Source organism: Citrobacter sp. Cpo142 (assembly GCF_030332425.1).
GTDB classification, from domain to species: Bacteria; Pseudomonadota; Gammaproteobacteria; order Enterobacterales; family Enterobacteriaceae; genus Citrobacter; species Citrobacter portucalensis.
In genome coordinates, this window is record NZ_JAOWHW010000091.1 from 71955 (window position 1) to 89240 (window position 17286).

The following is a 17286-nucleotide window of genomic DNA, read 5'->3' on the forward strand; positions in this document are numbered from 1 at the left end:
ATGGATTTGTTGATAGTCCTGACCTATGTGGCCTTTGCCTGGGCCATCTTTAAAATATTCCGTATTCCGGTAAACCAATGGACGCTTGCTACCGCTGCATTAGGTGGGGTGTTCATTGTTGCGGGATTGATTTTATTAATGAACTATAACCACCCGTATACCTTTACGGCGCAAAAAGCGGTTATTTCAATTCCGGTCACTCCGCAAGTCACAGGAATTGTTAGTGAGGTAACGGATAAGAATAATCAGCTCATTAAAAAAGGCGATGTGCTGTTTAAGCTCGATCCGGTACGTTATCAGGCGCGTGTAGACAGACTGCAGGCCGACCTGGTAACCGCGACGCATAATATCGACAACCTAAAAGCGCAACTGTCGGAAGCGGTCGCTAATACTACCCGCGTGTCTGCGGAACGTGATCGCCTGTATAAGGATTATCAACGTTATTTGAAAGGCAGCCAGGCGAAGGTTAACCCGTTCTCTGAAAGCGATATCGATAACGCCCGGCAAAACTATCTGGCACAGGATGCGCTGGTCAAAGGCTCGGTGGCAGAACAGACGCAGATTCAGAGTCAATTAGACAGTATGGTCAACGGGGAGCAATCTCAGGTTGCGTCCCTACGTGCCCAGCTTGCCGAGGCTAAATACAACCTTGAACAGACGGTAGTTCGTGCCCCCAGCAACGGTTATGCCACGCAGATTTTAATTCGCCCAGGGACTTACGCAGCAGCATTACCTTTGCGTCCGGTAATGGTGTTTATTCCTGAGCAAAAACGGCAAATTGTGGCGCAATTCCGTCAAAACTCACTGCTGCGCCTTAAACCAGGCGATGAAGCGGAAGTGGTGTTTAATGCACTGCCTGGTCAGGTTTTCTCCGGTAAATTGACCTCCATTCTTCCGGTTGTGCCGGGCGGTTCTTATCAGGCGCAGGGGGCATTACAGTCCTTAACGGTGGTGCCGGGTACCGATGGCGTGCTGGCAACAATTGAGCTGGATCCGAATGCCGATGTGGATGCGCTGCCGGACGGTATCTATGCCCAGGTCGCGGTCTATTCTGACCATTTCGCCCACGTGTCGGTAATGCGTAAAGTGCTGCTGCGCATGACCAGTTGGATGCATTACCTTTATTTGGATCATTGAGACTGCCATCACCTGCCATTTTCAGTGACCTGAGCCATACTAAGCGGTGTCCCACTATCGTTGGGCACCGCTTTTTTGTTGGCAAAAAGGACCCGGCATGAAACTCATTGGCAGCTATACCAGCCCTTTTGTGCGTAAAATTTCGATTCTGTTACTGGAAAAGGGCATCACTTTCGAATTTGTGAATGAACTCCCCTACAACGCGGATAGCGGCGTGGCGCGCTATAACCCGTTAGGCAAAGTACCTGCGTTGGTCACCGATGAGGGCGAGTACTGGTTTGACTCTCCTGTCATCGCGGAATATATAGAGCTACTGGATATTGCACCAGCCATGCTGCCGCGTGATCCGCTGGCTGCGCTGAAGGTACGCCAGTTGGAAGCGTTGGCAGACGGTATTATGGATGCCGGTTTAGTTTCGGTGCGCGAACAGGCTCGCCCTGCAGCGCAGCAGTCAGAAACTGAATTGTTACGTCAGCGTGAGAAGATCACCCGTAGTCTGGATGTGCTGGAAGGTTATCTGGCGGACGGTACACTGAAAACGGATACGGTTAACCTGGCAACCATTGCGATTGCCTGCGCGGTCGGTTATCTCAATTTCCGTCGGGTCGCACCTGGCTGGTGTGTGGACCGTCCGCGTCTCGTCAAACTGGTGGAAACACTCTTTCAACGCGAAAGTTTTGCCCGTACAGAACCGCCAAAGGCTTGATGCGTATTATGTCCGCCTGAGCAAAGTCACGGTACAATCCTTCCTATATCGATATCCCTCTCTACGGTGGAGAGGGTCACCAACAGCCAGGCCCTTTCATGACAAGCGACTTGCGTTCACTCTACAGCCAGCTTCCTGCTATCGATCGTTTATTGCGCGATAGCGCCTTCCCAGCCTTACGTGAATCTCACGGTCATACCCGGGTGGTTGACCTGCTGCGTCACATGCTCGACGAAGCCAGAGAAGCTATTCGCGACACGCATGCGCTCCCTGCATGGTGTGAAGACTGGGCGCAAGAAGCCAGTGCCCGGTTGGAACGAGAATCACAAAGCGCACTGCGTCCAGTGATTAACCTGACCGGAACGGTGCTGCACACCAACCTTGGTCGCGCGTCGCAGGCCGAAGAAGCAATTGAGGCGGTGGTACAGGCGATGCGCACGCCGGTGACGCTGGAATACAGTCTGGATGATGCCGGTCGGGGACATCGGGATCGGGCCCTGGCGGATTTACTCTGCCGTCTGACGGGGGCGGAAGACGCCTGTATCGTCAATAACAATGCGGCAGCTGTTCTGCTTATGCTGGCTGCCACGGCGAACGGCAAAGAGGTGGTTGTGTCTCGCGGCGAGCTGGTGGAAATAGGCGGCGCGTTTCGTATTCCGGACGTCATGTGTCAGGCCGGATGCATTCTACGCGAGGTGGGGACCACCAACCGGACGCATGCGAAAGATTACCGCCAGGCGGTGAATGAAAATACCGCTCTGCTGATGAAAGTGCATACCAGTAATTACAGCATTGAAGGCTTCACAAAGTCGGTGGATGAGGCGGAGCTGGCCGTCATTGGCCAGGAGCTGGATGTTCCGGTGGTGGCGGATTTGGGCAGCGGTTCGCTGGTCGATCTCAGCCAGTATGGCTTGCCGCAGGAGCCGATGCCGCAGCAACTGATTGCTGCTGGCGTCAGTCTGGTGAGTTTCTCCGGCGATAAACTGCTGGGCGGGCCGCAGGCCGGGATAATTGTCGGTAAAAAAGAGATGATCGCTCGTTTGCAGAGCCATCCGCTGAAACGCGCATTACGGGCAGATAAAATGACGCTGGCTGCTCTGGAAGCGACGCTACGGCTCTACCTGCACCCTGAAGCACTGGCGGCGAAGTTGCCGACGTTGCGCCAGCTCACCCGCTCACAAGAGGCAATCCACGCGCAGGCACAGCAATTACAGGCACAGCTTGCAGAACATTACGGTGATGAGTTCGCCCTGAATGTGATGCCTTGCCTGTCGCAGATTGGCAGCGGCTCACTACCTGTTGATAGGCTGCCCAGCGCGGCGCTAACCTTTACCCCACATGACGGGCGCGGGAGCCGCCTCGAAGCGTTGGCAGCCCGTTGGCGTACGCTGCCCGTGCCGATTATTGGGCGAATTTATGATGGCCGCTTATGGCTGGATCTGCGCTGCCTTGAAGACGAGACCCGGTTTATGGAGATGATGCTGAAATGATTATTGCAACCGCCGGACACGTTGACCACGGAAAAACAACGTTATTACAGGCGATTACTGGCGTAAATGCCGACCGTCTGCCGGAAGAAAAAAAGCGCGGCATGACCATCGATCTCGGCTATGCCTACTGGCCGCAGCCGGACGGGCGGGTGCTGGGGTTTATCGACGTTCCTGGACACGAAAAGTTTCTGTCCAACATGTTGGCGGGGGTCGGCGGCATCGATCACGCGTTGCTGGTGGTGGCGTGTGATGATGGCGTAATGGCGCAAACCCGTGAGCATTTGCAAATTCTGCAGCTGACGGGCAATCCGCAGATCACCGTGGCGCTCACGAAAGCCGACCGCGTAGACGAAGCAAGAATTGAAGAGGTGCGTGCGGAGATTCAGGCCACGCTGGGGAATTATGGTTTCGCGGAGTCGGTGCTTTTCGTCACTGCGGCCAGTGAAGGCCGTGGCATCGAGGAACTGCGTGACCATTTGTTGCAATTAACGTCGCGCGAGCATGCCCGCGATCACAGCTTCCGCCTGGCGATTGACCGCGCCTTTACGGTCAAAGGCGCAGGGCTGGTGGTGACCGGGACGGCGCTCAGCGGTGAAGTGAATGTCGGTGACACGCTGTGGCTCACGGGCGTCAACAAACCGATGCGCGTACGTAGCCTGCATGCACAAAATCAGGCCACCGACCGCGCGCAAGCGGGACAACGTATTGCGCTGAATATTGCCGGCGATGCGCAAAAAGAAGAACTAAACCGTGGCGACTGGCTGCTTTCCGATGCGCCGCCAGAGGCTTTTACCCGCGTGATTGTTTCTTTAGAACATGCCGCGCCGCTGATGCAGTGGCAACCGCTGCATATTCACCACGCGGCTAGCCATGTTACCGGGCGTATCTCGCTGCTTGAAGGGACACTGGCGGAACTGGTGTTTGATACACCACTCTGGCTCGCCGATAACGACCGTCTGGTGCTGCGCGATATTTCTGCCCGTACGACGCTTGCTGGCGCGCGCGTGGTCACGCTCAATCCGCCGCGTCGCGGAAAACGTAAGCCGGAGTATTTGCAGTGGCTGTCGGCGCTGGAAAACGCGCAGACTGACGGTGACGCTCTGGCGCTGCACCTGACGCGTGGGGCGGTGAATATTCCTGACTTTGCCTGGGCGCGTCAGCTCAATGGCAACGGTATGCGTCCGTTGATTGAGCAACATGGATTTATTCAGGCGGGATACAGCCTGTTGAATGCCCCCGTTGCCGCGCGCTGGCAGCGGAAAGTTCTCGATACGCTGGCGACCTACCATGATCAGCACCGTGATGAACCAGGGCCCGGGCGCGAGCGCCTGCGCCGTATGGCTTTGCCGATGGAAGACGAAGCGCTGGTCTTGCTGCTGATTGAAAAGATGCGCGAGAGTGGCGCCATCCATAGCCATCATGGCTGGTTGCATTTGCCGGAACATAAGGCGGGTTTCAGCGATGAGCAGTTGGCACTCTGGCAAAAAGTAGAACCGCTTTTTGGCGATGAGCCGTGGTGGGTGCGCGATTTGGCAAAACAGACGGGCACGGATGAGCAGATGATGCGTGTGGCATTACGTCAGGCGGCGCAGCAAGGCATCATTACCGCGATCGTGAAAGATCGTTATTACCGTAACGATCGGATTGTGGCCTTTGCCAATATGATCCGCGAACTGGATCAGGAACGGGGATCGACCTGTGCAGCCGATTTTCGCGACAGACTTAACGTCGGGCGCAAATTGGCTATTCAGATTCTGGAATATTTTGACCGCATTGGTTTTACTCGTCGTCGGGGAAATGATCATTTATTACGCGATGCATTGCTGTTCCCTGAAAAATAATGAAACAATTAATTCATGGATTAAATGAATTAATACAAAATAGATGTTGATTGAAATAAGCACATTAGATTATGAACCTAATGTGCTTTTTAATTGTGAGTGTTATTAAAATAACAACCACGATCATATTTTGTTGGAAATTTCACTCGTATGCTTCCTACCTCTTTTGAGTAATTAAGGATCGTACAATGGCTGCTTCAACATTTTTTATTCCTTCTGTGAATGTAATTGGCGCTGGTTCATTAAAAGATGCAATGAATACAATGGCGGAATATGGTTTTCGCCGTACGCTGATTGTCACGGACGCCATGCTGGCGAAATTAGGTATGGCGAGTGAAATTCAAAAAGCGCTGCAGGAACGTGATATTTTCAGCGTAATTTATGATGGTACGCATCCTAACCCTACGACCAGTAACGTTGCTGCTGGCCTGAAAATGCTGAAAGAAAATGACTGTGATAGTGTTATTTCTCTCGGCGGTGGTTCCCCGCACGATTGTGCAAAGGGGATTGCGCTGGTGGCGGCTAACGGCGGCGATATTAGTGATTACGAAGGCGTTGACCGCTCTGCAAAACCGCAGCTGCCGATGATTGCCATCAACACCACGGCGGGTACGGCATCTGAAATGACCCGCTTCTGCATCATTACCGATGAAGTACGCCACATTAAAATGGCGATTGTGGATAAGCATGTTACGCCGCTGCTGTCCGTCAATGATTCCTCGCTGATGGTCGGTATGCCGAAGTCTCTGACGGCGGCTACCGGTATGGATGCGCTGACTCACGCTATTGAAGCCTATGTTTCTATTGCCGCGACCCCTATTACCGATGCGTGCGCGCTTAAAGCCGTCACCATGATTGCGGAAAACCTGCCGGTTGCCGTGGAAGAGGGCAGCAATGCTCAGGCGCGTGAAGCGATGGCCTATGCGCAGTTCCTCGCAGGTATGGCCTTTAACAATGCCTCTCTGGGATATGTGCATGCGATGGCGCACCAGCTGGGTGGCTTCTACGATTTGCCACACGGAGTATGTAATGCCGTACTGCTGCCGCATGTACAGGTATTTAATAGCAAAGTGGCTGCCGCCCGCCTGCGCGATTGCGCCTCGGCAATGGGTGTGAACGTTGCTGGTCTGAGCGAAGATCAAGGGGCAGAAGCCTGCATCGCAGCGATCCGCGAACTGGCGCAGAAAGTGAACATTCCAGCCGGGTTGCGTGAGCTGAACGTGAAAGAAGAAGATTTTGCCGTTCTGGCGACTAACGCCCTGAAAGATGCATGTGGTTTCACTAACCCGATTCAGGCGACACATGAAGAAATCATGGCGATTTATCGTGCTGCCATGTAATTCGTGATACCTGTCGTAAAGCAGTAAAAGGCTGGCGAATTATTCGCCAGTCCCGTCTACCCTTGTAGTACCCCTACAGCAAGGAGACGGTCATGACCAATAACCCCCCTTCAACGCGTATTTACCCCGGCGAGTATGGTTACCCTCTGAAGTTAAAAGCCCGATACGATAACTTTATCGGCGGTGACTGGGTCGCCCCGGCGGACGGTGAGTATTACCAAAACCTGACACCGGTGACCGGGCAACTACTGTGCGAAGTGGCCTCTTCCGGCAAAAAGGACATCGATCTGGCACTGGATGCCGCGCACAAAGTAAAAGACAAGTGGGCGCAGACATCCGTGCAGGACAGAGCGGCGATTCTGTTCAAAATCGCCGATCGTATGGAGCAAAACCTGGAACTGCTGGCGACGGCAGAAACCTGGGATAACGGTAAACCCATCCGCGAAACTAGCGCGGCAGATGTGCCGCTGGCGATTGACCATTTCCGCTATTTCGCGTCCTGTATTCGTGCACAGGAAGGGGGAATCAGCGAGGTTGATAGCGAAACCGTGGCTTATCACTTCCATGAACCTCTTGGCGTGGTAGGGCAAATAATCCCATGGAACTTCCCGCTGCTGATGGCCAGTTGGAAGATGGCGCCCGCCCTGGCTGCCGGTAACTGCGTGGTGCTGAAACCCGCGCGCCTGACGCCGCTGTCCGTGCTGTTGCTGATGGAAGTCATCGGCGATCTGCTCCCGCCAGGCGTAGTGAACGTGGTAAACGGTGCGGGTGGAGAAATCGGTGAGTATCTGGCGACGTCAAAACGTATTGCGAAAGTGGCGTTTACCGGCTCAACGGAAGTCGGGCAGCAGATCATGCAGTACGCCACGCAGAATATTATCCCTGTCACGCTGGAGCTGGGTGGGAAATCTCCCAATATCTTCTTTGCAGACGTGATGGATGAAGAAGATGCGTTCTTTGACAAAGCGCTGGAAGGTTTTGCATTGTTTGCCTTCAACCAGGGCGAAGTATGTACCTGTCCGAGTCGTGCGCTGGTACAAGAATCCATTTACGAACGTTTTATGGAAAGAGCCATTCGTCGGGTGGAAAGTATCCGTAGCGGCAACCCGTTAGACAGCGTGACGCAAATGGGCGCACAGGTGTCGCATGGTCAACTGGAAACCATTCTGAATTACATCGACATTGGTAAGAAAGAAGGGGCAGATGTTCTCACCGGCGGGCGGCGCAAGCAGCTGGATGGCGAGTTAAAAGAGGGTTACTACCTCGAACCGACCATTCTTTTTGGTAAGAACAACATGAGGGTTTTCCAGGAGGAGATCTTCGGTCCGGTGCTGGCTGTCACGACGTTTAAAACCATGGAAGAGGCGCTGGAAATCGCTAATGACACCCAATATGGGCTTGGCGCTGGCGTCTGGAGTCGTAACGGAAATCTGGCGTACAAAATGGGACGTGGGATTCAGGCGGGGCGAGTTTGGACCAACTGTTACCATGCTTACCCTGCTCATGCGGCGTTCGGCGGCTACAAGCAGTCGGGCATCGGGCGCGAGACGCATAAGATGATGCTTGAGCATTATCAGCAAACCAAATGTCTGCTGGTGAGCTACTCTGATAAACCACTGGGGCTGTTTTAATTTCACGTCACCTACTGCCCGGTCGCGTTTAGCGTACCGGGCATCAAGTTATGTCCTCAGGTATGTGGCTGGGGTGAACGAACGCAGCCAACAAAGAAGCAGCTCAAAAGACGACGGGTATATATAAACCCATATATCGTTATATAAATAAGATAATTGCATCCAATCTGGTCATTCCAATACTATTATCAACTCTATTGTTTAAATCAAATTGCATCCGAAATTCTTAATTTAAATCCCTGAGGCAAATATGTTCCTTAATTATTTTGCATTAGGAGTGCTTATTTTTGTATTCCTGGTCATTTTTTACGGGATTATTATTCTGCATGATATTCCCTATCTAATTGCAAAGAAACGTAACCATCCTCATGCCGACGCAATACATGTTGCGGGTTGGGTTAGTTTGTTTACCTTACATGTTATTTGGCCCTTTTTATGGATCTGGGCAACGCTTTATCGCCCGGAGCGCGGATGGGGTATGCAGAGCGCGGATTCTTCCCTGATCCAGCTTCAGGCAAGGGTTGCGGATCTGGAAAAGAAACTGGGCGAGGCCAAGACCTCTCCGGCGGAGTAATATCGATGGATTTACTGATTGTTCTGACCTATGTGGCGTGTGCATGGTCAATATTTAAAATTTTTAAAATTCCTGTAAATAAATGGACAGTTCCTACCGCGGCATTAGGCGGTATATTCATTGTTTGCGGACTTATATTACTGATGAATTATAACCATCCGTATACATTTAAGGCACAAAAAGCGGTAATTTCTATTCCCGTGGTGCCGCAGGTAACGGGTGTAGTGACAGAAGTGACGGATAAGAAGAATACACTAATCAAAAAAGGCGAGGTTCTGTTTAAGCTTAATCCAGGGCGTTATCAGGCGCGGGTCGATCGCCTGAAGGCTGATATTGTCACCGCACAGCATAAAGAGCAGGCTCTGGTTGCGCAGTTAGACGAAATGAAAGCCAACACGCAGCGGGCAAAGGCCACGCGTGACAAACTGGCAAAAGATTACCAGCGCTATGCGCAGGGGAGTCAGGCGAAGGTGAATCCTTTTTCTGAACGCGATATCGATGCGGCGCGCCAAAACTACCTGGCGCAGGAAGCCTCGGTGAAATCCTCCGTTGCAGAACAGCAGCAAATTCAGAGTCAGTTAGACAGCCTGGTACTGGGTGAGAATTCGCAAATTGCCAGCCTGAAAGCACAGCTAGCGGAAGCAGAGTTCAACCTGGACCAGACCGTGGTTCGCGCGCCCAGCGATGGTTACGTCACGCAGGTGCTGATGCGCCCAGGAACCTATGCCGCCGCACTGCCGATGCGTCCGGTAATGGTATTCATCCCGGATCAAAAAAGACAAATTATCGCCCAGTTCCGTCAAAACTCGCTGTTGCGGCTGGAGCCAGGCGATGAAGCGGAAGTGGTGTTTAACGCTCTGCCGGGTAAGGTGTTTAGCGGTAAACTGGCCGCCATTAGTCCGGCGGTACCGGGTGGTACATACCAGTCGAACGGGGCACTGCAATCTTTAAACTCTACGCCCGGTTCGGAAGGGGTGATCGCCACGATTGAGCTGAACGACAATGCGGATGTGAACGCGTTACCTGATGGGATTTACGCCCAGGTCGCCGTTTACTCTGACCACTTCGAACATGTGTCGGTCATGCGCAAGGTCTTACTACGGATGACCAGCTGGGTGCATTACCTGTATCTCGACCATTAGACGCAGGCTATTTTGCTTGCTCAGTCTGCTGCTCCAGCGACTGAGTAAGCTGCTGGCGGATCTCTGCCAGCATCTCATCAAGAATAAACTGTACCCGCCATGGCTGGTATTCACGCTTGCGGAAAATCGCCACCAAATCCAGCCACCATTCATGTTGTTCTGAGAAACATGGGACCAGCAATCCGGATTGAACATCTTTTTGTACACTCGCATTCGGCGCAAAAACAATGCCCAGATGGTTACGTGCCAGCGCCAACGCAGACTGTGTATTGTCGCAGACATAATTTCCGGTCACCCGATAATCGTGCATTTCCTTGCCGCCGGCGGAGGTGAAGCGCCAGATATTGGCATCATCTATCATCATGGAATCAATCAGAATGCAGGAATGTTCTTCCAGCTCATCAGGACTACTAATAGGATGTTGTTTGATGTATTCAGGGCTGGCAAATGCCGTCACTGCATATTTGGTAATAAAACTGGCGACCAGTGATTCATCTTTAGGGTGTGCATAGGTGATTAAAACATCACAATCATCAGGAAAGTCGACGCCTTCATAAAATGCTTTACGTTCAAGGTTACATGTTTTAAGTGAGAGGCTAATGCCGCCGATATTCTGAATTTTTGCAATAACATGTTGCGATAAGTAAGCAATAATTCCCGTTGGTGCATAGACCGTTACCCGCCCACGTTTTTCATGCTTATAATCAGCAATGAAACTATTGAGCTGATCGTTTCTTTCCAACATATCATTGATGTAAGGAAGCAGCGCCGTACCAAACGGCGTAAGAGTTAGCTGTCGAGTGGTGCGGTCAAACACCTTTAATCCAACTTTTGATTCAAAATCAGCAAGATATTTACTGACATTGGCCTGCGCGATGCCGAGAACAGTAGCGGCATGACTGATATTTTCACTGGCAGCGATTACCGAAATAATCTTCAGCTCCCGGTGTTTAAGTTGTAATTTATTCATCGCCAAGCCCAATATATATAATTTTTTATATATTACTATATAAATATGAACCTTGCACCGATGAAATTGTAAGCATTATTATGCACCAGCTTTGTAGCTTATTTTAAAATGGAATGTTGGCATGTTAATTAAACACAATATTGTGGCGCTGCTCGCCTTTTCTTTTATGGCGAGTGCAACTGCCGCAGAGTTTTCTATTGGCGCTGGTGCTGTATATAATGAATCACCTTATCGCGGGTATAATGATAATGTTCACGCAGTACCGCTTGTCAGTTACGAAAGTGAATCATTTTATTTTAGGCAAACAACGCTAGGTTATATTTTGTCTAAGAGTGAAAGTAATGAATTTAGTATTACTGCCTCTTATATGCCGCTTGAGTTTGATCCCGGCGATAATGACGATCATGCGATGAAAAAGCTGGATAAGCGTGACGCAACTGCAATGGCGGGTGCCGCGTGGTATCACCATGAAAGATGGGGTAGCGTGAAAGTCTCCGCCGCTGCGGATGTGCTGGACAACAGTAATGGCTGGGTAGGGGAAGTTTCACTGTTCCGTCCAATGCCGATGGGCAAGCTGACGCTGACACCATCGATTGGCGTGCTCTACTATGACGAAAAATTCAATGAATACTACTACGGCATATCGGGTAATGAGTCCCGTCGTAGTGGCTTATCAAGCTATTCCCCAGGCGATAGTTGGACACCGTATGTTGGCCTGTCCGCTAAATACGCATTGACCACTAACCTGACGCTGCTGGCAAGCGCCAACTATAGCGCACTGCCGGATGACATTAAAAATAGCCCAATGGTTGATCGCGATGACAGCTTCACCTTTATGTCCGGTCTGACCTGGCGTTTCTGATTTAAATATGTGCCTGATGGCGCTTTGCTTATCAGGCCTACGTGGATGGGTTTTGTAGGCCGGATAAGACGTGAAGCGTCGCCATCCGGCACGGTTTAATTACTGCTCGTTTATCCAGATACGCATTTCGCCTTCACCACGGTTTGCCCAGCTAAACCACGGAATAAACGTCAATGTATGCGCCTGACGCGAAGTTGGGGAAACATCGTAGTGCCACAACGATTGTTGTGCTGCATCGGCTGTACTTTGCTTCACGCCTTCAGCCTGAATTAACATTTTATGGCTGAACAGTCCCTTACCCTCGAATACTCTGAACTCACTCTCTTTTGGCAACCACAGATTATGCAATTCCTCGCCGTTGTCGGCTTGCTCCAGGCAATACACCAGCGGTCCACGCTGAATAGCGACCTTACCAGCAACATGGCGCACTAATGGATTTCCGTACACCCGACGCACCGGCATTGGCAGGGTCAGACTGAGCGTATCGCCTTCCTGCCAGGTTCGGCTGATGTGCAAATAGCCTTTGCGAATATCCTGCTCAACTGGCTGACCATTCAGTAAAACCTGCGGTGCGGTGCACCAGTCTGGCAGGCGCAGGGCCAGGGTGTGATATATCGACTGCGGTGATTCGATGGCGATTTTCACCTGCTCATGCCATGGATAATCCCCGCTAATGCGCAGCTTGAGCGAGCCATCCGCCACGGGGACTTCCATGCTATTGCCCACGTACATATTGATATACAGCGCGTCCTGACGTGGTGTGTAGATGTAATGACCAATTGAGGTTAACACGCGGGCGATATTCGGCGGGCAACAGGCGCAGCCAAACCAGCGCTGACGAACGGGTTTCACGTGGTCATAAATATGATTGAATTTTAATGATTTAGGATGCACTTCCAGCGGGTTCACATAGAAGAAGTGCTTGCCATCGAGCGCCATCCCGCCCAATACAGTGTTATACAGGGCGCGCTCCATCACGTCGGCATACTGGCTGTCTGCCTCCATCTCCAGCATTCTGCGGGCGAACATCATTAGACCGATTGAGGCGCAGCTTTCCGCATACACGGAGTCGTTAGGCAGATCGTAATCGCTGCTAAACGCCTCGCCGCTGCTTTGTGAACCGATCCCGCCGGTAATGTACAACTGACGCTGGGCCATGTTTTTCCACAGACGCAGGCAATCCTGACGTTTGCCTTCGTCCTGACTCAAGCGTGCCAGATGCGCCACGCCGGTCATCAGATAAACAAAACGTACTGCATGACCGATCGCCGTTTGCTGTTCTGAAATGGGCTGATGAGCCTGGCTATAGGGTTTATCCTTCACCATCCATGCCGGGCCGTAAGTATGCCAGTAAGAGGTTTGGCCACGCTTTTCGTACTCTTCATCATAGAAATGGGGTTGCGCGCCGCGCTGTTCCACAAAGTAATTTACCAGCGCCATATAGCGTGGTTGCTGGGTCACTTCGTATAAGCGCATTAACGCCAGCTCAATTTCCGGGTGTCCCGGATAGCCGCGCAGTTGATTCTCTCCAGGCCCGAAAACGTTATCGATGTGGTCTGCCAGGCGGCACACTACGTCTAAAAGACGACGTTTTCCCGTCGCCTGAAAGAACGCGACGCCTGCTTCGATCAAATGACCTGCACAGTACAACTCATGACACTCGGCAAGATTAGTCCAACGTTCATCCGGGGCTTTTACTGTAAAGTATGTATTGAGATAGCCGTCTTCACACTGCGCAGCGGCTACCAACTCGATGACCTCATCTGCGGTTTTCTCAAGTTCCGCATCAGATTTCTGGCACAGGGACCAGGCGACTGCCTCCAGCCATTTCGCTACGTCGCTATCCTGAAAAACCATGCCGTAAAATTCGCCATCCTGCAGTCCTGCGGCGATACGAAAGTTCTCTATTGCATGACTTGGTTCCGCCTCTGCAATGCGGTCATTGAGCGCATCCCATTGGTAGGGGATCACGACATCACGGACCAACTGTTGGTATTGTCCGAGGAACGGATCGCTGACGGTGAGCTTATGCAGGTCGACTTCCAGTACGTTCATTTCGTGCTCCTTAAGGCTGTACATGACGCTGACGCAGATCGGTGGCAATGCGCGACATCATCGGATTATTGAGTTTGCAGATGCGGACAGACAGCGCCAGCAGCAGGTGGAACAGTGCGGGCAGCAGCGTTTCCATCGCGGTAATTCCTTGCAGCGAACTGGAGGTTTGATTACCAGCGCCTGGCTGATAGGCGACAAAAATAAACAGCAGGCTGATGATCCCCGCGCTCGAGGCCCAGGCCAGCTTGATGAAAAACAGGTTGAAGGCGAAATTCATGCCGGAAGAACGCACGCCGGTTTTCCACTCGCCGTAGTCGTCGGCAAAGGCCATCAGCGAGAAGTGCAGTGGCAGCGTGAAGCCCAGAATAATGCCGTTGCCGAGGATCACCGCCAGCCATAATGTTTGATAAGCCGAACCGGTTGGCAGGAACCACATCATCACTGCCAGGGCTGCCAGCACCAGGTTGGTGTAGTAATAGAGTTTGACGGTATCTATACGGCGGGTCAGCGGGCTGACAACCACTGAACCGATGATGGACGCAAAGGTCACCATGGTGAAAAACAGCGACGTGTAAGCGGTACTGCCTTCCAGCACGTAGGTAATGAAATACATGTACCCGCCGCCACGAATATTGAAGACGTTAATCAGCAGGAAAGACATCACCAGCATCAGCAGCAACTGGTCATTTTTGCGTAGCCCACCAATGTGTTCACGCAGGGTAAATTTCCCCATCATCGCCAGCGGCACACGCTCGCGAACCCAGAAGAAGCAGCACAGGAACATCACCACAGCGATGGCGCACAGGATGCCCACGCCGAACTGATAACCCTGCGCGGCATTGCCCTGACCCAGAATATCCACCATCCACGGCAGACCAACGGAGACAAGGAATCCCGCCACGCCGCACAGCACAAAGCGCCAGGACTGACAGGCGATCACCTCGTTATGGCGGGTCGTCATGGTGTTGATCAGCGCACAATACGGTACGTTGATGGCGGTATAGCCGACAGAAAGCAGTAGATAGGTGCCGAATGCCCAGGCGATTTTTACGCTCATGCTGGCGTCAGGGACGGTAAACGTGAGTACGCCAATGATGCCAATGGGAATTGCCACCCACAGCTGCCATGGGCGAAAACGCCCCCAGCGGCTTTGCGTGCGGTCGGCAAGTATGCCCATTATCGGATCGGAAATGGCATCAAATACGCGCAGGGCAATAAACAATGTGCCGACCAGCGCGGGCGTTAACCCGAAGACATCGGTGTAGAAAAATGTCAGGAAGTTCATGATCAGACAGGTAATTACCGTCCCGCCAGCATCGCCTAACCCATAACCTATTTTTTCACGCAGGGATAATTTGTCGTCCTGGGCACGCTGTGCCAAATCAGATGTCGTAATCGGAGCCGAAGTCATAAATAACTCCCGGAGAGGATGTTCAGAAAGTATCCCGCTACGTTGCGGGTTATTTGTTTGTAATTTGCAAAGTACGTTATTTATTCTGCACGAAATGTTTGGGTCAACAAGGGAAGAGAAAAGTATAAAAAGATGACAATTCCGACTTCATTATAAAAATGTGATTTCGATCCGGCGAAAAGCAAGTTTATCGTGAATAATCAATGATAAAGATCGGTTTAAATAATGCAATAAGCGGGAATTTGAATATATATGCTCGAATTATCCATGTCTCTTCCTATTAAAGTGCAAAATGGTGGGCTATTTATTTCCCGAGGCGTGGGAAGCCATCCGGCGCGGCAATTGCAATCCTGGGAAATTATCTTTGTCGAAAAAGGGACATTAACGATTCGCGAAGGCCAGACCGTTTTTTGCGTGAATGCCGGAGAAAGTTTGCTGCTATGGCCGCAGCGTTCGCATATTGGTGTGGGACAGTTTCCGGCTGATTTGAAATTTTACTGGCTACACTTTGAGGTGACAGCAGAAAACGATGCTTCACTTACAGAACCGTTGCTTGCGATTCCTCAGCATGCCCGGGTTAGCGAGCCACAAAATATTATTTCGCTGTTTCGCCAGTTCTTACGCGAGCAGGAAAATATTCATCGCAGCGTTGCGCTGGAACTGATCCTACTACTGATTTTGCAGCAAATCTCCGCGGCGGCTAGCGAGCAACCCGCAGATAGCCCCGGTAATGCGCTGGCATGGAAAGCGCAACAAATAATCCACACCCAGTTCCACCTGCCGATTAGTGCTTCAACTCTGGCGAAAGAACTGCATTGCAATGCCGACTATCTGGGGCGTGTATTCCGGAGCGTTTTCCGGCTGACGCTAACTGAAGCGTTGCATCGCCAGCGGGTAAGGGCGGCAGAAAAGCTGTTGATCAGTGACTCGCTGTCGCTTACCGAAGTGGCGATTAAATGTGGGTTTAATGATGTTGGCTATTTTCGTCAGATCTTTCGTAAACGTACGGGGCTCACGCCAGCAGCCTGGAAGCGACTCTATTGTAAGGAGCATATTAACTCATAATCGATCAGGTATTGTTACGTGTGCAATAGAATAAAGGGGTATGGTCGTAGAGAAATAAATATCCATCGGCGTTCTGTTGCATGACTTGCAGGGCAAGTCCTCGATTGTGTTTCCTGAAGAAATCAGGTTTCCAGCTAAGAATAGGTACATCCCTTTTAGGTAGTTCGTTTGTTGATTTTGAGAACAGGTAAAGATTTTGCCCTTTACGCCAATAATCAAAAGTTACTTTATTACTGGTTTTTATTTCATGACCCTGCTGATCTCTGAAAATGCCGGTTGCTTCATATTTACCCGAATCACCAGAAAAGGTGAAGTTCATGAGCACTTCATAAGATGAGATTTGGTCCTGCAATGTTAATTGGGCTTCACAGGAAAAATGTTTATGTGCGGTAGAAGTACGCCAGTGGACGATAAATATGGCCGCCAGTCCTGCTAAAAACATAATCCATAAGAATATAGAGAGTTTCTTAATCATCATATTTCTCCATGAAAAATAATGATTTGCACTTTGCGAGAGGGGAGTTTATTTTTTCGCGGCAAACCAGAATAGACGTTCCGGATTGTGAATTATTAAGTGTCATATATACAGTCTTTGCTGGCGGGCAGGTTAAGTTTTGTTTGACATAGAACTGGTTAAAGACTTGAGTACTTTTCTCCTTGCCTGACCATGACGAGTAGACCTGGCAGCCATGTAATTTACCAATGTCTATGTAATTAGCATAGAAAGAGTTTTTATGCTGATGTGAGTAGAGAATAAAAAATAGTAAAAATATGCTGCCAAGAAGAGGTATGAGTATATATCGCTGAAGAAAATTACACTTGAGTATATTTTTTTTTGCAGTGGTTGGCGGGGGTGGGGTTTCTACCGGAGCAGCAACCTGCCGGGCAGTGCGAGCGGCCATGAACTCATCGAAAGGAATTATCACTACATGAGCTTCAGCTTTGAAGCCTATTTTTGGCAGAGTGAATATGATTTCCTCATCTAGGGAAGGTGCGAATAAGCAGGTCATTTCTTCCCAAGCTGACTCGCTGATTAAAATTTCGCGGATCTGGGCCGATTTT

At 51.0% G+C, this 17286-nt stretch carries 14 protein-coding genes and 1 pseudogene; 10 read left to right on the plus strand and 5 right to left on the minus strand.

What is annotated here, in order from left to right; translation table 11 throughout:
- From OGY18_RS04625 to OGY18_RS04660, 8 genes are all read left to right on the plus strand, one after another.
- Complete coding sequence (locus tag OGY18_RS04625) at positions 1-1137, plus strand: HlyD family secretion protein (RefSeq protein ID WP_191228018.1); 1137 nt, start codon at positions 1-3, stop codon at positions 1135-1137.
- A 97-nt stretch (positions 1138-1234) separates the two neighbouring features.
- Positions 1235-1843 carry a glutathione S-transferase gene (locus tag OGY18_RS04630; RefSeq protein WP_003827340.1) on the plus strand — a complete coding sequence of 203 codons (609 nt, stop codon included), beginning with the start codon at positions 1235-1237 and terminating at the stop codon, positions 1841-1843.
- A 98-nt stretch (positions 1844-1941) separates the two neighbouring features.
- Positions 1942-3333 carry an L-seryl-tRNA(Sec) selenium transferase gene (selA, locus tag OGY18_RS04635; protein ID WP_191235921.1) on the plus strand — a complete coding sequence of 464 codons (1392 nt, stop codon included), beginning with the start codon at positions 1942-1944 and terminating at the stop codon, positions 3331-3333.
- Positions 3330-5174, plus strand: a complete 1845-nt coding sequence (selB, locus tag OGY18_RS04640; RefSeq protein ID WP_286552033.1) for a selenocysteine-specific translation elongation factor — start codon at positions 3330-3332, stop codon at positions 5172-5174. The genes selA and selB overlap by 4 nt, the downstream gene beginning before the upstream one ends.
- Positions 5175-5362: 188 nt before the next feature.
- Positions 5363-6514 (plus strand): L-threonine dehydrogenase, encoded by a 1152-nt coding sequence (gene yiaY / locus OGY18_RS04645; protein WP_149280787.1) that lies wholly within the window; start codon positions 5363-5365, stop codon positions 6512-6514.
- 92 nt (positions 6515-6606) lie between these two features.
- Entirely contained in the window at positions 6607-8145 is a 1539-nt protein-coding gene (aldB, locus tag OGY18_RS04650) for an aldehyde dehydrogenase AldB (RefSeq protein ID WP_003827344.1), read from the plus strand.
- Between the two features lie 250 nt (positions 8146-8395).
- Complete coding sequence (locus OGY18_RS04655) at positions 8396-8719, plus strand: DUF3302 domain-containing protein (protein ID WP_003024200.1); 324 nt, start codon at positions 8396-8398, stop codon at positions 8717-8719.
- A 5-nt stretch (positions 8720-8724) separates the two neighbouring features.
- Complete coding sequence (locus tag OGY18_RS04660) at positions 8725-9861, plus strand: HlyD family secretion protein (RefSeq protein ID WP_003827345.1); 1137 nt, start codon at positions 8725-8727, stop codon at positions 9859-9861.
- Between the two features lie 7 nt (positions 9862-9868).
- On the opposite strand, the gene OGY18_RS04665 is transcribed toward OGY18_RS04660, so the two are convergent.
- Entirely contained in the window at positions 9869-10831 is a 963-nt protein-coding gene (locus OGY18_RS04665; protein WP_286552036.1) for a LysR family transcriptional regulator, read from the minus strand.
- 121 nt (positions 10832-10952) lie between these two features.
- On the opposite strand from OGY18_RS04665, the gene OGY18_RS04670 reads away from it, so the two are divergent.
- The gene (locus tag OGY18_RS04670; RefSeq protein ID WP_003827347.1) at positions 10953-11693 is read left to right on the plus strand and encodes a MipA/OmpV family protein; all 741 of its coding nucleotides are present in this window, start codon (positions 10953-10955) and stop codon (positions 11691-11693) included.
- A 99-nt stretch (positions 11694-11792) separates the two neighbouring features.
- Here OGY18_RS04670 and OGY18_RS04675 read toward each other — a convergent pair whose 3' ends face one another.
- Together OGY18_RS04675 and OGY18_RS04680 are read right to left on the minus strand one after the other, a co-directional pair.
- Positions 11793-13748 (minus strand): glycoside hydrolase family 127 protein, encoded by a 1956-nt coding sequence (locus OGY18_RS04675; RefSeq protein ID WP_198579408.1) that lies wholly within the window; start codon positions 13746-13748, stop codon positions 11793-11795.
- Between the two features lie 10 nt (positions 13749-13758).
- Entirely contained in the window at positions 13759-15159 is a 1401-nt protein-coding gene (locus OGY18_RS04680) for an MFS transporter (RefSeq protein WP_148361329.1), read from the minus strand.
- Between the two features lie 252 nt (positions 15160-15411).
- Here OGY18_RS04680 and OGY18_RS04685 point away from each other — a divergent pair, with 252 nt between their 5' ends.
- Positions 15412-16224, plus strand: a complete 813-nt coding sequence (locus tag OGY18_RS04685) for a helix-turn-helix domain-containing protein (protein WP_286552039.1) — start codon at positions 15412-15414, stop codon at positions 16222-16224.
- Positions 16225-16228: 4 nt separating this feature from the next.
- On the opposite strand, the gene OGY18_RS04690 is transcribed toward OGY18_RS04685, so the two are convergent.
- Together OGY18_RS04690 and OGY18_RS04695 are read right to left on the minus strand one after the other, a co-directional pair.
- A complete protein-coding gene (locus OGY18_RS04690; protein ID WP_286552043.1) occupies positions 16229-16702 on the minus strand; it encodes a YqeJ family protein in 474 nt (157 codons plus the stop codon).
- A pseudogene (locus OGY18_RS04695) lies at positions 16692-17286 on the minus strand (hypothetical protein); the annotation flags it as partial. The gene OGY18_RS04690 and the pseudogene OGY18_RS04695, both read right to left, overlap by 11 nt.